This window comes from Nostoc sp., assembly GCF_036917415.1.
Taxonomy (GTDB): domain Bacteria; phylum Cyanobacteriota; class Cyanobacteriia; order Cyanobacteriales; family Nostocaceae; genus Nostoc.
In genome coordinates this window covers 55,770-72,752 of record NZ_JBALDJ010000044.1, presented here as the reverse complement: position 1 = coordinate 72,752, position 16,983 = coordinate 55,770, and the positions used below count along the sequence as shown (strand labels likewise).

Sequence of the window (16,983 nt, the reverse complement as noted above, 5' to 3'; positions counted from 1 at the left end):
ACTTTAGTAATAACAAAATGATTTAAACAGCAGAACTACTTAGGTGAGTTAATTCAACAGCAGCAGCACCAAAAATTGTTGGCATTGATTGTACAGGACGGCTTAATAACGTCTTAGCAACCTGAAGCATAGCAATCCCCATATTGCCAAAAGATTTTTGATATTGAATCATCGCCTGAATCTGTTGAATCAAAGCAAAACCTGTAAATTGCACCACGCGTTGCAAGAAATCAGAGCGGTGTTCTAGAATTTCTGGAAAAGTGTTTAAATAAGCTTGGGTTAATGTAGCAATTGAAGGCTGAAGTAGTTCTAAAGGTGTTATTGCCAAGCGTAGAGATTCGTCAATACTCAAAGAATTACTGATAACTAAGCTACCCAGCCAGATTTGTACATAGCTGCCAATAAGTGTTCCCAAATCAAAAGCTGGATCTCCCCAAGCCGAGCGTTCCCAATCAATTAGCTGGATAATATTATTACTGGAATTTTGCCAATCTTTGTACAGGAGAATATTATTTAGTTTCAAATCATTGTGGGTGAGACAAGAAGGCGTTACAGCATTACCTAATTCTGCGATCGCCTGTCCCAAACTATCATAACGTTGATATAAAGCAAAAAACTTTAACCCATCGCCAGGAACTAGACCAAAAATTTCCGGTTCAACCCGTTCTAATCTCCGAATTAAATGTGATACTCGATCAGCCATTGAATTCTCAGAATTTTTAGAAAATAATTCCTGATATTCTTGGCGGTTGAAAGTATCACGATGGATAGTCCCTAAAATATTACCAATTGCCGTAGCAATTTCTGTAGAAAAGCTATTTTCTTTGGTGTAGAAATCCATTAAATCCCGATAGTCATCCAGATATCTAAAGACAATAATGGAATTCTCAGCATCAAAATGCAGTACCTTTGGTAAAAATGAGCGGTAGTTACCAAGGTTTGGAAATCGTTGTAAAAACTCTTGAATTCGCCACTCACTTAAAAACTCACCGGCCGCTTTCCCTTCTTGATTGTGTCGTTCTTGTTTAACTAGAAGTTTGCGATCGCCTGGTAAAGTAACTAATAAATTAAAGTTTTTAGCTGCAACTATTTCTACCTTAATCGGTGGTTGTTCTGACTGATTACATAACCCCTGTTCAACTAAATAATTGACAACATTATGAGAGTTTAAGAGAAATGTCATAACTTTTTTATTTATAAACCAATTTTGATGTAGAGAAAACTGTGGTAGTTGAGCTCCTACCACAGGCTGTTTTTGCAAGGATTATTAAAACTAGTACCGCACATTGGAAATAAACCATCCATTCCAAATTAATCAAATGTCTGCGGTATATAAATTACAAATTACGCGCAGCATTACTAACCCAGTAGATAGCCGCCTAATAAAATTATCGCATCTCTCACATCTGTTGCTACTCCACTACCCGTAATGTTTTTCTGTTCTTCTTCAGACAGTTCTGAGAGCGAGTTTTGTTCTAAAACTTGTTTTCGTCTTGCAGATGCATTCACAACAGCTTCTTCAATCAAGTTCGTAATTTCAATTTGACTTGTGAGATATTTCTGATGAATGTTCATTGACATGATATTCTCCTTAAATTACTTAAATAAACTTTGTAGCTTCGTTTAGCCAACAGTCGGTGTCGCCACCTTAACTAGTAGTTCAGAGGGATTGTAGTTATCTGTAATAACTTGTGGACAACGCATACAAGCTGCCTTGCCTTCTTGTTGCCACCATTGGCAATCTCGGCGTATGGAACAAGGTGGTAGATCGTCTACTACCGTCGGGAAATTTTCTACAACTCGCATTGCCAGACGACAATCTTTACCATCAAAATGTTGACAACCCTTAGTTGCACAGGGTGCAGCCGTCCGAAAAATTTCAGTGGGTGTTACTGGACTAGCCTTTGCTATTAGTTCATCTGTGACAGGTTGGGGGTGCTTAAGATAAGCTACGCGGGGTTCTGTGACTGTGCCACCAACGACGCCGAAAACAACACTGTTCTGCCAATCTGGTCTTGCACTAGGGCAAAGTGTAGTCTTTTCTGTAGCGATGTCTTCCATAAATTGAACCTATAGTGAATTGTATTTTTAAGCTGATGGAGATTTACACCTAGTTTTGAGTCGGACTGCTCTCCATCAACCTAAATAAGCAAATTAAATGTCCAAGAGTTTAATAGTTACTACCAACTTAAAAGGCTTGTGCGCTCAAGTTTGGGTCTTGTGCAATTATTCCACAAGTAATCGGTTCTCTCACAAAAATACCACCTGCAATGGTTGGATCGAATTTTGTAACCGTTACAAAACCACCTGCAACGTTTGCCATTTCTTCATCAGACAGAGTTAGCAAAGCATCTTCTGAATCCTCAGCTAGATTCCGTCGTGCTACTGCATTGTTAACAGCATTATCAATTAGATTGCTAATGTCCAATTGAATATCTGAATTATTTTTATTCCTTTCCATTGTGCTTTTCCTCAGAATATATAACTAGATATAGGCTAAATCACTAAGTACTGTAATTACCTAATCTGTCTATATTCTAGGGATGAAAAAAATGGTTTAATTGTGTTCTGCCAATTTTTAATAGATATAAATAAAACTTTTATGTCATCAACTAATAAATCGATAGTTTTTAGTCAAAACTATTTCTTGAGCAAGGTTATATATCTATCAATTACTTCAGCATCAAGCTTTTTCACCAATTATTAGAGAGTATTTCACTCACTTTTTGACCCTTAATGAAACATTTATGTCCCAAAAACTTTCCCAAATGATGGGCAATGTCTAACAACAAGATAACAAATAAGACTTAAGTCTATAGTACTAAATAGTTTGAAGGCTGATCGAGAAAACTTCCAATCCCCAATTGTGGGACAGAGTTGATACTACAAACATCTCTAATCTGTAATTCTCACCCTTTCAAACAAAGCCCGATAAACAGGCTCACCCTTTTTTTGCGTGCCTATTTCCCGTTCTGTGGGGACTGGTAGTGGATTTTCGGCTAACCATTCTCCCGTACCAACTTTCTGATAAGCTGGGTGAAAAGCAAAGCGATCGCGCATTTCTACAGCAACAAATTCCATATCTGATTGCAGAAATACCAATCCTCCAACCGCGAGATAATTAGCTAAGTCTGCCACTAGTTCTGGTTGAACTACACGACGTTTAGCGTGGCGGGTTTTAAACCAAGGATCGGGGAATTGAATTGTAACGCGTTGTAAACTTCCTGGAGGGAGGGAAGATAAAAGCGATGCCTGCGGCGGGCTTTGCCTACGCAGTGAGTTATTCACATTGCAAAATAAATAGTGCAGGTTTGTTAAATCAAACTCAGAACGTAATTTATTCGCCTCCATCACCAGCGGTTCCCGAATTTCTAAGCCGAGAAAATTCCAGTTAGGTTCTATCTTGGACATATTCAACAAAAACAGTCCCTTAGCGCAGCCAATATCTAAATGTAGTGGTTGATTTGGCTTTGCATAAATTTTTTCCCAGTCTTGGGGACTTGCTGGTGTTTGATACTTTTTACCAAGTGGATTAACATGCTGACGGACTCGGACTGCTGCCAAAATTTTTTCTCCTTTACGTGAAAATATTCTGTGGTGATTCAGGTTATATCAATTCAAAAAATGTTTGCGATCGGACACCCCATCCTCACTGACGCGCACCCTCCCTCAAGCTTTAGGAAGGGTTAGGTGGGGTCTTATCTATGTATTGCATTCTTTTTTCAAATTGGTATTACAAGGAAGTCTAGCAAAAGTATGCCAAAAATTACCGATCTATCATTGCAATTGCCTACCCAGCAGCAAGTTTGTACAACAGTCTCAGTCAAATACGTCATGCTTACACTATTTTTTTTAGGTTATCGAGAAATTTATATTTTGGAAGTCCCTCATTTTGCATTAATCTCTAGAATTAAAATGCCTTAACACATTTGCTTTAGTCGTGGAGGGAGGAAACTTAAACAGTGGATATTTTAGATTTATTTTACAAGGGTGGGCCAGCGATGTGGCCATTGCTAGTTCTATCGATTCTGGCTTTGAGTGTGATTTTCGAGCGTTTGTGGTTCTGGTTGCGAATTTTGACTCAGGAAAAGCAAATAGTCGATCGCATCTTGGATGCTGCCCAGGATAATTGGGAAGTAGCTGCGGACATGGCAAGACAAGCAACCCATCAGCCTGTCGGGCGTTTTCTCTATGCCCCTCTACGTTTTGCGAAAAGTGATACGGAAACTTTTCGACTAGCACTGGAGGCTACGGCAGAAGACGAATTAGCTGGGATGCGGCGGGGCGAAAAACTTTTAGAAGCCGTGATTGCTTTAGCGCCGTTGCTAGGATTGTTGGGCACGGTTTTGGGTTTAATCCAGTCTCTGCGCTCAATTCGGATTGGCGATTTGGGAACTGAATCTACTGCTGGCGTGACTACTGGTATTGGTGAATCCTTAATTAGTACGGCAAGTGGGCTAATAGTTGCCATCATTAGTTTGGTATTTTACCGCCTATTTCAAAGTTTTGTAGTCAACCAAGTCAAAGTTTTTCGCAAGGCAGGGAATGAGATGGAATTGCTCTATCGCCAGTCTCCTCCTGACTTTAGCAATAGGACATCAGCAATTGTGCCAGAAAATTTCACTCCACCCCGCAAGCCAGGAAAGACTAGAGTTTCTGAACCTCCTGAACCCCCGAATACACCTAATTAATAGTCAATAATTCAACCCCTGAACCAGGCTTGAGAGTGAGACATGAAAGTTAATCTACATACTCCAATTGAAGAAGTCCAAATTCAAATCATCCCTTTAATTGATGTCGTTTTTTGTATCCTGACATTTTTTTTATTAGCGGCTTTGCAATTTACGCGGCAACAGGCAATAAATGTTGATTTGCCTAAAGCTAGCCCTAGTTCAATTTCTGGAATAACATCACAGAGTGGAAGTGTGATTGTGACTATCGATGCTGTGGGCAATACTTACATAGAAAAACAGCCTGTAAAACAGGAAAATTTGAGACAGAGTTTAAAACAGTATCTCCAAGCAAACCCCAGTGCCATTGTGGTGCTGAATGCTTCGCGCACAGCAACTTACAACGATGTGATTGAGACATTGGATTTGCTACGACAAGTAGGGGGCGATCGCGTTTCTTTGGGAATTATTCCTGGCCCATCTCAACCATCCATAAACTTGCCTAACCAGCCTACTATCCCCTCTTTCCCAATCAATCCTGGTGCTGCACCAGTTCCAGGCATCAATTCCGAAGGAAATATTACCCCAAAATTCCCCTTAGCACCTAATTCTGTACCCTTTCCTAGCATCAAGCCTCCAACTGGGCAAGGCATCAATCCTGGTATTTCTCCCGTGGTTCCTAACTCACCAGCGCCTCAAGCACCTGTAGCACCCAAAAAAACCCAACCTCCTCTTAAAAGATGAGATAGGGAAATGGGGGAATTGGGGATGGTGGGGTCCCCTCTGGGGATAAGGGGTAAGGGGCATTGGGCATGGGTTATTCTCCTTGTCTCTTTTGTCCCCTTATCCCCCACTCATGACTCCCCATTTTCCCTTCCAGTCTTTTCCAAAACCTAAAGATATCTAGAATAAATCTTGGCTAGAGAAAAAAAAGCTGCTAATTTACAAATAATTGGTTGAGCTTTAAAGATTTTTCCACCTATAGACTGAGCAATTCATCACCAATTACCATCCACATTTCATACCAAATTGGGGAAGGATGTCCAAATAGGTTAACAGATTGAAAAGCGCTTATATCAAGCGTTTTTCAGTCTGTCCTAATTACAAATTACTAATTAATATCAGGGGTTGTGGCATGAATATCGTGACGCTTTTAATTGTTTGGGTCGTAACAGCTATCAGCTTGTTGATAATTAGTAAGTTGCCTTTAGGAGTTGAAATTGATACTCCTGGTAAAGCGTTTCTTTCTGCCGCAGTGCTTGGTATCGTGACGGCAATAGTCAGACCGATTTTAAGCCTCATTTTTGCAGTACCAAATCTACTAACATTGGACTTATTATCTGGCATTTTCACATTTATGATTGCCGTGGTTTGTTTTAGTATTGCTGCTTGGTTAGTAGAGGGCTTTCGCTTGCGTTACGGGATTTGGAGTGCTGTTATTGGGGCATTTACGCTGACAATAATTAACAGTTTAATCTACAAAATATTGGGTGTCTAAAGCTAAGAGTTAGGAGTTAGGAGTTATTAACAATTCCTCACTCATAACTCCTAATTCATCACTACCAAATTGTAACTATTCGTTGGAACTTGGGGGAGCAACTGGGGTAGTTGATTGTTGTTTACGTTGCTCGCGTTTTTTGCGATCGGCTGAGAGGATATCTGCCATCACCACTAGCGCTTGCGCCATTTTGTCTAGGTTAGAACGGTATAGTTCCAAATCCTTGTTGAGTTTGTCATCAGAGAGGTGCAAGCCAGCAGCGATCGCTTTCAGCGCCTCAGTGAGTTGCTTTTCGTCTTTGACTAATTCGGGATCTGACTGTTCTAATAACGAAAATACACCAATTGCGAACAAACGGTTGTATTTAAAGTTAGGATTGTTGGCGATCGCTTGCAGGTGTGCTTGCAAGTCAGCATCTCGATCTAAGTAAGTAGTTTGGCCCAGCCACGCAATTAAATCTTTAACTGGCAAACCTTTAGCTACAGTTTGCAATCTTTGCGCATCCTGTCGATAGCGTTGCGGATCTTGTTCTATAGCCTGACATAAGGCGTTAAAAATTGATTCTTGATCCCGTTCTGGTTGATAGCCTTCCATGAAGCGATCAAAAGTAGTGACGACACCCAAGGCATAAATTGGATTGTAGCTAAAATCGATATTTACTGACAGCAGATGCATTTCCACCATCAATTCTTCTACTACCCGACGATAAATAGTGTTAATCGGACGGGTGTGAAGATTATAGAAAGTTCGCTTTGTATCAGAGACTGTACGGACGTTATTCACAAACAAAAAAGAAATGTTAAGGGCGACGTATCTTTATTTTCTCGCTTAAAGGCTACTTTGCCAAGTTGAGCTTTTAGCAGGTGACGGTTTCATTTACAATATATACAGATCAGAAGTATTTTATAAACTGGCAGCTACAGCAAATAAGACCTTTTCTCCTAAAAAATAGCCAAAAATTATTATCTTTGATGATTTATTTATTGTACTTATGAACTTCTCGCCACAGTTAATTGCTTTAGGTGAATACCTAGCTGGTAAATTTGATAATCAAGAACAAGCCATAGCAGAACCAGTTTGGTATGTCCACCTCTGCTTGTGGCAAAGACGAGTTAATCTATTCGCAGAAGATAGCATCACTTTATTTGCTGAACAGGCTAACGTTATTACCCTAGATCAACCTTACCGCCAACGAATTATCCGGTTGCGTCAAAGCAGCGATGACGCAACTGTGGAAGTACAATATTATATGCCTCAAGATCCAGGTGCATTAAGAGGTGCAGGTGATAACCCTGCTCTACTAAACACACTAACACCCGAACAATTAGATTTACTACCAGGTTGTATCCTCACAGTTACTGGGGAGAAACTAGCTGGCGATCGCTATAAGTTTACCGCTACCCCACTACCAGAGACTCGTTGTAGCTTTACTTATCTTGGCAATAGCATCTATGTTTCTTTAGGTTTTGCAGCTACAGCGACAGAATTTCACAGCTACGACAAAGGAATTGATCCCGCAACTGGAAAAGCAACCTGGGGAGCGATTATGGGGCCTTATCGCTACACCAAGCGAAATCAGTATTTAATAAGATAAAGTTATGAGTTATGAATTTTTAATTTTGAATTAACTCCTGTAGAGACGCGATTAATCGCGTCTCTACTTCTAACTTCTAACTCTTTTTTAGCTGGCAATGCTACGCGGTACACCTTCTAAAGCTTCCTCTTCTGTTTCAAAGATTTCAAAAACAGTATCCATCATCGTCACTTCAAACACGAGTTTGGCTTCTGGGTGTACATTGCAGATGCGAAAACTGCCCTTGACTTTATCAGCATCACGCATTCCAGCTACCAAAGACGTGAGGCCAGAACTATCAATAAAATTAACCTGAGCCAGATTTACAACTACATGGCGACTGAGTTTGGAAATACACTCCTGTAACTTCAGACGAAATTGCCAAGCAGTGGTGATATCCAGACGGCCTGATGGTGTCAGGACGATAACAGTGTTTCCGTCTTGGGTTGTATAAGTTTTTTGGTCTATATGAATCACTAAAGCCCTCCCCGTGGCATTCCTTTTAAGATTAACTGGTGACAGAATTTTCTAATGCTGTCACTTGAGATTAACAAGCTATAGCTAAATTTGTCACCTTTTTTGGCTAAGTGCTTAACTTTAATAGTTTAACTCACCAAAATAGTGGGCAGTGGGGAGTGGGGAAATGAGACAGCAGGGGAAGATCACTATTCTTATAACTCCTAACTCCTAACTCAGCACTCAGCACTCAACACTCAGAACTATTTGGGTGTCCAATCGATCCAATCTTGAGGTTTAAGGAAGGTTTCATACAACTCGGCTTCGGGGGAATTCGGTTCCGGTTGATAGCCGTATTCCCAGCGCACTAGGGGAGGTAGGGACATGAGAATTGATTCGGTACGTCCGTTGGTTTGCAGACCAAAAATAGTACCTCGGTCATAAACCAAGTTAAATTCTACATACCGTCCTCGCCGGTAGAGTTGAAAATTCCGTTGGCGATCGCCATACTCTATGCCATGTCGCCGTTCTACAATTGGTACGTAGGCTGGTAAAAATGCTCTGCCACAGCCTTGTACAAAGCCAAACAAATCTTCCCAATTGCGGGTTGCTGGTGTTCCCACCTGGTTGCTATAAATAGCCGCTTCCCCATTGGGATTTGGGCCGCGATATAAAGCACCCTGGCCATCTTGGTAATCAAAAAATAGACCACCGACGCCCCGTGTCTCATCACGATGCTTCAGGTAGAAATATTCATCACACCACTTCTTAAACACTGGGTAATACTCTGGGTGGTGTTGGTCGCAAGCCTGCTTTAATGTTTTGTGTAAATGTGCCGCATCTTCTGCAAAGGGGTAATAAGGTGTCAAGTCAATACCACCACCAAACCACCACACTGGCCCTGCTTCAAAGTAGCGATAATTTAGATGAACTGTGGGCACATAAGGATTGCGAGGATGTAATACCATTGAAGTGCCTGTAGCATAAAAGCCATGCCCTGCTGCTTCCGGGCGTTGGGTTAAAATTGAGGCTGGCAAATGGGAACCCTGAACTTCAGAAAAATTTACACCTGCTTGTTCAAATATCGCACCATCTCGCAGTACGCGCGATCGCCCTCCACCTCCTTCTGGGCGTTCCCAACTATCTTCATGAAACTTAGCCACACCATCTAGTTTTGCCAATGATTCGGTAATTTCGTCTTGCAGTTGTTTCATAAACTGACTGACCCTAATCTGAGCATCAGTTGCTGGCAAAGACTTGGATGATTCTGCTTCTACAGTTGGTATTTGCGAGTTGGTCAACATAGATTCCCGAACCTAAATTACAATTTCTAGAAAGCCACAAATTTTTCATTTTAAAATTTGGGGGAAATATGCGCCAACAATCTAGCTCTATTTGCCCAACCCACTTTTTTCTTACTGGGTTAAGCATTTATAAGATTGATGGGCATCACTAGAGTTATTTTCCCTCAAATGCGTATAGGCTTGTATATTGAATGAGTTTTTTTTGAAATTCTTAATTGGAATATTCTGGTATAAAGACTAAATTTTAGTCTTAAGCTTAAGGTATCAAGGATTTGACTGGTCTACTCAGAACTTTTTTGGCATATTGCTGATGTCGGCTGTTAGAGTCTGTACCTAGTCGAGGCTTGCTATGTTTAGGGCATTTTTGAGAAAGTTTTAATTTAAAGGTTGAATGTAGTTGCACACCATACCAGAGTTACCAGAAAGTATCTAGGGAGGAGGATTAGGAAAATGCAAGGTTGGTTATCCAAATTCATCCGCCGCAAACGTCGTCGGTTTTGTGCTTCTCTGGTGTGGACGTATCGAGAGATTAGTTCTGCTTCTGTAGATGAACTGTGGCAAAAAGTGGTTGACTTAACAGATGTTTCTTGGCATCCACAACTTAAGAGTACTAACGTCCCCCACGGATTAGTACCCAAACCAGGATTAATTTTTCAAGCTGTAACACGCTTTTCGCCGATTCCCATCAGAATTTTTGTAGAACGCGTCAATCCCAGAGAGATGCTGAGTATCCGAGTGATGGCGATTCCTGGAATAGAGGAACGGGTAACTTACCAAGTAGAGTCAACGGTTTGTGGTACTTGTTTATCTTATTCTGTAACCCTACGGGGTTGGTTATCGCCCCTGATTTGGTCTTTATCCCGTCCTTATGCAGACCGCGTTGCACGATCTTTAGTCGAAGCAGTAGAAAAGACGGCATTACCAGCGGTATCTGGTAAGAAAAAATCTCTTAATGACAGTTGTTTTGATTTTTAGGTACTGGGGCATTGGGCATAGGGGAATGGGGACTGGGGATTGGGCATTGGGGATTGGGCATGGTTATTCTCCTTGTCCCCTTGTCTCCCTCTGCTCCCCCTGCTCCCTCATCTCCCATGCCCAATGCCTAATGCCCAAAGAAAGTTAAGATTCTATTAGGTAATAATGCAATTTGCTAAGTTTTATCACGGCAGTGACAGTGATAACACTAAGCTGACCTTACTTAAGAAGGCATCCAGTTAATAGCTAAGATGTTCCCCACAAGTGTATTTATTCATTTTGAATTTTGAATTTTTATGTACGATGTCCTCAATTCCCGCTCTGTCTTAGAAGTTTTGCGACCAGTAGAAGACCCAGAACTCCGCAAAAGTCTGGTAGAACTGAATATGATTCGCAACGTAAAAATTGACGGTGGTAAGGTTAGTTTGACTTTAGTGTTAACCACTCCTGCCTGTCCTTTACGTGAATTTATTGTCGAAGACTGTCAGAAAGCTGTCAAAAAACTCCCAGGCGTTACAGATGTCAGCATAGAAGTGACGGCAGAAACACCGCAACAAAAAAGTTTACCTGACCGCACTGGCATTTCTGGAGTCAAAAATATCATTGCTGTTTCTAGCGGCAAAGGTGGCGTTGGTAAAAGTACGGTGGCAGTGAATGTAGCAGTGGCTCTAGCCCAAACTGGGGCGAAAGTCGGCTTGCTAGATGCTGATATTTATGGCCCCAATGACCCTACCATGCTGGGTTTGTCTGATGCTCAAATTACTGTGCGTTCTACTGAAACAGGTGACATCCTAGAACCTGCTTTTAATCACGGCGTGAAATTAGTTTCAATGGGCTTTTTGATTGACCGAGATCAACCAGTAATTTGGCGGGGGCCTATGCTCAATGGCGTAATTCGCCAGTTTCTCTATCAAGTGCAATGGGGTGAACTGGACTATCTGATTGTAGATATGCCACCGGGAACCGGAGATGCTCAGTTAACTTTAACCCAAGCAGTGCCGATGGCAGGGGCAGTAATTGTTACCACGCCACAAAATGTAGCTCTGTTAGATTCTCGCAAAGGATTGCGGATGTTCCAGCAGATGAATGTTCCAGTATTGGGGATCGTGGAAAATATGAGCTATTTTATTCCCCCCGATCGACCAGATAAACAATATGACATCTTTGGTTCCGGTGGTGGCTCCAAAACAGCTGCTGAATTGGGAGTACCACTGTTGGGGTGTGTACCGCTAGAGATTTCCACACGAGTTGGTGGTGACAGCGGTGTGCCAATAGTAGTTGGCGATCCAGATTCAGCTTCAGCAAAAGCATTAACAGCGATCGCTCTTACCATTGCTGGTAAAGTATCAGTTGCTGCCCTGACATAATTATAAATTTTAATTTCTATCTATTCCTGGGCTATAGCTTGGGAATACTAGGGACTGGGTGTTAGGGATTAGGGAAGTTGGGGAAGAATAACTATTGAATATTGACTAATTCCCAATTCCCAACAATTAAAGCTAAAGTCTAAACTGGCACAATGTTGTTAAAACGATCGCTCCCCAAAATTCGCTGGAAGTCTTGGGTTAAGCCCTGGCAGCATGTAGATTGGTTACTTTTTTGTATGCCGATTGCTGTCAGTATCTTTGGCGGCCTGATGATTCTCAGTACGGAACTGAAGCAGCCAGTAACTGACTGGTGGTGGCACTGGATGGTAGCGGGTATCGGCGTGCTTATAGCCCTGCTTTTATCTCGCATCCGTTACGAACTCTTGATGCAGTGGCACTGGGTAACTTATTCATTAACAAACTTCAGCTTAATCGCCGTGATGATTGCTGGTACTAGTGCCAAAGGGGCGCAGCGGTGGATTAGTATCGCCGGCTTTAACGTGCAACCCTCAGAATTTGCCAAAGTCGGCATGATTGTTACCTTAGCAGCCTTGTTACACAGGCGGACTGCTTCTAGCCTCGAAGGTGTTTTCCGCGTTCTGGCAATCACCGCTATACCTTGGGGATTAGTATTTTTACAGCCAGATTTAGCAACATCACTAGTATTTGGTGCGATCGTCTTAGGAATGCTTTACTGGGCAAATGCTAACCCAGGCTGGTTAATTCTGATGATTTCTCCGGTGGTTGCCGCCATTTTGTTTAGTATATCTTGGCCTTTAACAGAGCCGATAGTTTTATTCAAAGAACTATCTTTTGGCCCATTAGGACTAATTTGGTCAGTTGCAATGGCTATTGTGGGCTGGCAAACTCTTCCCTGGCGTCGATTTGGTTTAGGTACTATCGGTGCGTGGACTCTTAATATACTGGGTGGCGAATTAGGAGTCTTCGCCTGGAACCATGTTTTAAAAGAGTATCAAAAAGATCGCCTAACTGTATTCATGAATCCCGATCACGATCCACTAGGTGCTGGATATCATTTAATCCAATCTCGCATTGCTATTGGTGCTGGTGAGATATGGGGATGGGGTCTGTTCAAGGGGCCAATGACGCAACTGAATTTCGTACCCGAACAGCATACAGACTTTATTTTCTCAGCAGTGGGAGAAGAATTTGGTTTTGTTGGTTGTTTGGTAGTGCTATTTGTTTTCTGCTTAATTTGCTTGCGCCTACTACATATTGCCCAAACCGCCAAAGATAACTTTGGTTCCTTGTTGGCTATTGGCGTTTTGTCAATGATTGTGTTTCAGGTGATTGTGAACGTTGGCATGACTGTAGGTTTAGCGCCTGTGGCAGGAATTCCCCTACCTTGGATGAGTTATGGGCGTTCTGCGATGCTGACCAACTTCATTTCCTTGGGAATAGTAGAATCAGTAGCAAATTTTCGCCAAAGGCAGAAGTATTATTGATTCGTTATTTGTCATTGGTCATTGGTCATTTGTCCTTTGTCCTTTGCTAATGACCACTGACAAATGACAAATGACTATTATGCTAATGACCACTGACAAATGACAAATGACTATTAACAAGTATTAAGCTATTAAAAGGAAACAAGCGAGGCTATAAACATGATTCTGCCTGGAGCAACTGTTCGCGTCAAGAATCCCGCAGATACTTATTATCGCTACGAAGGACTCGTGCAACGACTTACTGATGGCAAAGTAGCCGTATTATTTGAGGGTGGTAACTGGGATAAATTAGTTACCTTTCGCCTAAGCGAATTGGAACTCGTAGAGACCACCGCCGGACGTAAAAAAGCCAAATAAAATTAGTCATTAGTCATTTGTTCTTTCTCATTTGGCAAAAACTAATGACTAATGACCCTTCGGGTTCGCCAGTTGCTCATGGGGGAAACCCCCAAGACCGCACTGGCTCACCAATGACTAATGACTAAATTACTATGCGCCTCCCCCTACCACAGTTTGCCACTGGCGATCGCCATCCGAACCATATTGCTGAGGTAATTGAAACTACCAGTACTGAATTCTTAGCTCAGTGTTTGGAACCGGAAGATTTAAGCTTTCCCTCCATGCCACCCTTTGGTAGTTGGGTCTGTTCTGTAGATGAAGAATCTGGCAATCAAATTTATGCTGTAGTGTATTATGCCACAACTATGCCGATAGATTCTATCCATCGGGCGAGAGCGTTGGGGTTGTCCTTGCAAGACTTACGGGAGGAACAACCCCAAATATTTGCCATGCTTCGCACAGAATTCCGGGCTGCGATCGTGGGATTTGAACTATCTTCGCAAAATCAAAGTTATAACCAAAGAGTATATCAGTATCTTCCACCCCGTCCCCCGCAAATTCATCAAGCTGTTTATCGATGTGAACCAGAAGCTATCATTAAATTTACTGAAGAACTAGATTTTTTACGGACACTCCTTTGTATAAATGGTGCGCCAATAGAGTCTTTAACCGCAGCTGCCATTCGAGATGTATACCAGTTACGTAAAGCTGACCGAGAATGGCTAATTAAAGCTGGACGTAGCTTAAGTGTTTTACTTAAAGATGACTACGATCGCTTACGGTTTATTTTGAGTCAAATCCACCCGTAGGTAGTTAATTATTAAATAATTGCCTAGTTAGTGTAAATTAAGATTTTTGATTTTTCGTCAGGTGGCTTCTCTATTATTCATATTGATCGGGCGATCGCCCCCAAGGTAATCGCTGTTTTACCATAGCCCCTTCAATTACTATATATGGAACTAATATCACAAGTTCTTGTTCTGGAACCAACTTCCCAAGTTCTTGGCAAAGAACCAATTGTTCCCTTTGCTGTTTTGCTGACGATCATCTTAGTTATACCGATCGTGTTTGAGCGGTTAAGATTACCAGGATTAGTGGGTTTGGTTTTATCAGGGCTAGTACTTGGGCCTTCGGGTTGGAATCTTGTTCAGTCTGACTCACCGATGATTAACCTACTATCAGACATTGGGTTAATTTATTTGCTGTTTGTCGCAGGGCTAGAAGTCGATCTAGAACAGTTCCGCCGCAGAAAAAGTCGTGCCTTTGGGTTCGCTAGCTTGACTTTCAGTGTACCCCTAGTCATGGGAACCTTATTAGGTCTGATTTTAGGCTATGGCTGGAATACTTCAATCTTAATTGGCTCTTTATTCACTTCCTATACCCTTTTGGCATATCCCATAATCAGCCGTTTGGGAGTAGTAAACAACGAAGCTGTTATTGTCACCATTGGAGCTACGATTTTTACAAATATTGGCGCAGTACTGATATTAGCCGTTTGTGTAGCTGTCGCTCATGCTGGAGTATTCAGCTTTGCTAAACTACTCACCTTGTCAGGTTGGTTAACTATTTACTCTGTTGCTGTTGTTACAGGCTTTGATTGGGCAGGCAAAGAATTTTTCAAGCGGTCTGGAGACGATGAAGGAAACAAGTTTTTGTTTGTGTTGCTTTCTGTGTTTCTGGCAGCTATGGGCGCTCAATTGATTGGAGTAGAAAAAATTGTTGGTGCTTTTTTAGCGGGTTTGGCAGTGAATGAAGCTGTGGGTGAAGGCCCTGTCAAAGAAAAGGTGGTATTTATTGGCAGTGTGCTGTTCATTCCCATTTTCTTTGTTGACCTTGGCTTACTGATAGATTTACCCACTTTTGTGAACAATTTGAACACGCTCAAGTTAACACTGTCGATGGTAGTTGGTTTGATTGTCAGTAAATTGATTGCAGTTTTGTTGACAAAACTGGTTTACCACTATAGATGGCAAGAAATTCTAACGATGTGGTCGCTGTCACTTCCCCAAGTTGGTACAACGTTAGCAGTTACGTTAGTGGGATATCAGGCTGGGTTGCTGCCACTAGAAGTATTACATAGCGTTATTGCTGTAATGCTTGTCACATCAACCTTGGGGCCGTTGATGACCAGTCGAATAGCTGTTGGTTTGAATTCCCCGCCAGCCGAAGATCCAGTACCACCTCTACCTGAGGAGAACGCATTACAAACAAACAGTGCTTTTACTATAGTCGTGCCTGTATATAATCCTCAGACCCAGCAGTATTTGATTGAAATGGCGGCGTTATTAGCGCGTCAGTCTCAGGGCAAAATTATACCTTTGGCGATCGCTACTGCTGCTGCTCACATGGATGCGCCCCAGTTAGAAGCGTCTCTACAACGGAGTGAGTGGTTATTGAATAAAGCCACGATACAAAGTCGAGCCTTGGGCGTAGCCGCAGAATCGGTGCTGCGAATTGATGATGCCTTTGCTGAAGGAATTAGCAGAGCGGCTCGCGAACAAAAGGCTAATTTAATTGTTATGGGTTGGGGTAAACGGACTGGGTTACGAGCGCGTTTATTTGGGAATGTGATTGATGGTGTGCTTTGGGCATCCCATTGTCCAGTAGCGGTGACACGTCTAGTAGAATCACCGAAAAAAATTCAGCGGATCTTAGTACCAATAGAAAACTTAACAGCACCGACATTACAACCTGTACAATTTGCCCAGATGCTAGCCGAGGCAAATCAGAGCCACATTACTGTGCTGAATGTGTGCGATCGCCGCACTAGTTCTAGTAAAATTGCTTGGAGGCGATCGCATCTCTCCCTATTGGTATCTAAATTGGCTTTGGCCAATGCCCCAGAAATTCAAATCATGGCTCACGAAAATGTTGCCCAAGCAATTTTGCAGGCAGCAAGATTATATGATTTAGTAGTTTTACCTTTTATACGTAATCGTACCAGTCCTGGAGGGTTAGCCATTAGCGATGTCACAACCCAGTTAGCCAGACAACTCACCTGCTCAATTATCATGCTTGGAGAACCGCAACGCACTCAAACCACAAATTTAATTATGTCTACCACGGTTAGCAGCATTACATCTGCTGTATGATGTAAGGCAGAATACAGTTCAAGTAAGTGGACTTGGGCTGCGTTAGCGTAGTCCACCGGAGGTATCACATTTCCAAAAATCTTGGCAATAAATGAATCGGCTGTAGGATGTACATCTGTATTATTGGTATGTATTTGTAGCACGAGTGTCACCCCAATCTCGACTAACTTGTTGTATCCTAATAAAACCTTAATAACCGTAAAAATACTTTATATGTTTGAAGATTTGATAAAGATCGGCTAA

General features: G+C 42.0%; 18 protein-coding genes. 10 read left to right on the top strand and 8 right to left on the bottom strand.

Translation table 11 applies throughout. The annotated features are described in order from the left end of the window. Window positions 1-22 precede the first annotated feature (22 nt). The 5 genes from V7K41_RS07715 to trmB all read right to left on the bottom strand — a co-directional run bounded on the left by V7K41_RS07715 (window position 23) and on the right by trmB (window position 3,564). On the bottom strand, window positions 23-1,183 hold the full coding sequence (locus tag V7K41_RS07715; protein WP_334846947.1) for an aminoglycoside phosphotransferase family protein: 1,161 nt from the start codon (window positions 1,181-1,183) through the stop codon (window positions 23-25). Window positions 1,184-1,359: 176 nt separating this feature from the next. Beyond that, complete coding sequence (locus V7K41_RS07710) at window positions 1,360-1,581, bottom strand: hypothetical protein (protein ID WP_334846945.1); 222 nt, start codon at window positions 1,579-1,581, stop codon at window positions 1,360-1,362. A gap of 42 nt (window positions 1,582-1,623) precedes the next feature. Continuing rightward, window positions 1,624-2,061: a nitrogen fixation protein gene (locus V7K41_RS07705; RefSeq protein WP_334846943.1), complete on the bottom strand. Its 438-nt coding sequence runs from the start codon at window positions 2,059-2,061 to the stop codon at window positions 1,624-1,626. Window positions 2,062-2,188: 127 nt separating this feature from the next. Then, window positions 2,189-2,461, bottom strand: a complete 273-nt coding sequence (locus V7K41_RS07700; RefSeq protein ID WP_334846941.1) for a hypothetical protein — start codon at window positions 2,459-2,461, stop codon at window positions 2,189-2,191. A gap of 434 nt (window positions 2,462-2,895) precedes the next feature. Further along, the gene (gene trmB / locus V7K41_RS07695) at window positions 2,896-3,564 is read right to left on the bottom strand and encodes a tRNA (guanosine(46)-N7)-methyltransferase TrmB (RefSeq protein WP_334846939.1); all 669 of its coding nucleotides are present in this window, start codon (window positions 3,562-3,564) and stop codon (window positions 2,896-2,898) included. 398 nt (window positions 3,565-3,962) lie between these two features. Between trmB and V7K41_RS07690 the strand changes: the two genes are divergently transcribed. The 3 genes from V7K41_RS07690 to V7K41_RS07680 all read left to right on the top strand — a co-directional run bounded on the left by V7K41_RS07690 (window position 3,963) and on the right by V7K41_RS07680 (window position 6,168). Beyond that, window positions 3,963-4,691 (top strand): MotA/TolQ/ExbB proton channel family protein, encoded by a 729-nt coding sequence (locus tag V7K41_RS07690; RefSeq protein WP_334846937.1) that lies wholly within the window; start codon window positions 3,963-3,965, stop codon window positions 4,689-4,691. Window positions 4,692-4,733: 42 nt separating this feature from the next. Next, window positions 4,734-5,414, top strand: coding sequence for an ExbD/TolR family protein (locus V7K41_RS07685; protein WP_334846936.1), 681 nt, complete (start codon window positions 4,734-4,736; stop codon window positions 5,412-5,414). 391 nt (window positions 5,415-5,805) lie between these two features. Next, window positions 5,806-6,168: a phage holin family protein gene (locus V7K41_RS07680; RefSeq protein ID WP_289798955.1), complete on the top strand. Its 363-nt coding sequence runs from the start codon at window positions 5,806-5,808 to the stop codon at window positions 6,166-6,168. Between the two features lie 75 nt (window positions 6,169-6,243). On the opposite strand, the gene psb29 is transcribed toward V7K41_RS07680, so the two are convergent. Further along, window positions 6,244-6,951 (bottom strand): photosystem II biogenesis protein Psp29, encoded by a 708-nt coding sequence (gene psb29, locus V7K41_RS07675; protein ID WP_334846934.1) that lies wholly within the window; start codon window positions 6,949-6,951, stop codon window positions 6,244-6,246. A 208-nt stretch (window positions 6,952-7,159) separates the two neighbouring features. Between psb29 and V7K41_RS07670 the strand changes: the two genes are divergently transcribed. Continuing rightward, the gene (locus V7K41_RS07670; protein ID WP_334846932.1) at window positions 7,160-7,762 is read left to right on the top strand and encodes a chromophore lyase CpcT/CpeT; all 603 of its coding nucleotides are present in this window, start codon (window positions 7,160-7,162) and stop codon (window positions 7,760-7,762) included. 87 nt (window positions 7,763-7,849) lie between these two features. Here V7K41_RS07670 and V7K41_RS07665 read toward each other — a convergent pair whose 3' ends face one another. After that, complete coding sequence (locus V7K41_RS07665; RefSeq protein ID WP_094351701.1) at window positions 7,850-8,218, bottom strand: STAS domain-containing protein; 369 nt, start codon at window positions 8,216-8,218, stop codon at window positions 7,850-7,852. A 242-nt stretch (window positions 8,219-8,460) separates the two neighbouring features. Then, the gene (hemF, locus tag V7K41_RS07660) at window positions 8,461-9,501 is read right to left on the bottom strand and encodes an oxygen-dependent coproporphyrinogen oxidase (protein WP_334846930.1); all 1,041 of its coding nucleotides are present in this window, start codon (window positions 9,499-9,501) and stop codon (window positions 8,461-8,463) included. Between the two features lie 450 nt (window positions 9,502-9,951). Between hemF and V7K41_RS07655 the strand changes: the two genes are divergently transcribed. From V7K41_RS07655 to V7K41_RS07630, 6 genes are all read left to right on the top strand, one after another. After that, window positions 9,952-10,476 (top strand): SRPBCC family protein, encoded by a 525-nt coding sequence (locus V7K41_RS07655; protein WP_334846929.1) that lies wholly within the window; start codon window positions 9,952-9,954, stop codon window positions 10,474-10,476. Between the two features lie 296 nt (window positions 10,477-10,772). Next, window positions 10,773-11,843, top strand: coding sequence for an Mrp/NBP35 family ATP-binding protein (locus tag V7K41_RS07650; protein ID WP_334846927.1), 1,071 nt, complete (start codon window positions 10,773-10,775; stop codon window positions 11,841-11,843). Between the two features lie 152 nt (window positions 11,844-11,995). Further along, window positions 11,996-13,309 carry a rod shape-determining protein RodA gene (gene rodA, locus V7K41_RS07645; RefSeq protein ID WP_334846925.1) on the top strand — a complete coding sequence of 438 codons (1,314 nt, stop codon included), beginning with the start codon at window positions 11,996-11,998 and terminating at the stop codon, window positions 13,307-13,309. A gap of 159 nt (window positions 13,310-13,468) precedes the next feature. Continuing rightward, window positions 13,469-13,666: an NAD(P)H dehydrogenase subunit NdhS gene (locus tag V7K41_RS07640; RefSeq protein WP_100898602.1), complete on the top strand. Its 198-nt coding sequence runs from the start codon at window positions 13,469-13,471 to the stop codon at window positions 13,664-13,666. Between the two features lie 134 nt (window positions 13,667-13,800). Next, complete coding sequence (locus tag V7K41_RS07635) at window positions 13,801-14,457, top strand: HAS-barrel domain-containing protein (protein WP_334846924.1); 657 nt, start codon at window positions 13,801-13,803, stop codon at window positions 14,455-14,457. Between the two features lie 144 nt (window positions 14,458-14,601). Continuing rightward, complete coding sequence (locus V7K41_RS07630; protein ID WP_334846922.1) at window positions 14,602-16,740, top strand: cation:proton antiporter domain-containing protein; 2,139 nt, start codon at window positions 14,602-14,604, stop codon at window positions 16,738-16,740. The last annotated feature ends 243 nt before the right edge of the window (window positions 16,741-16,983 follow it).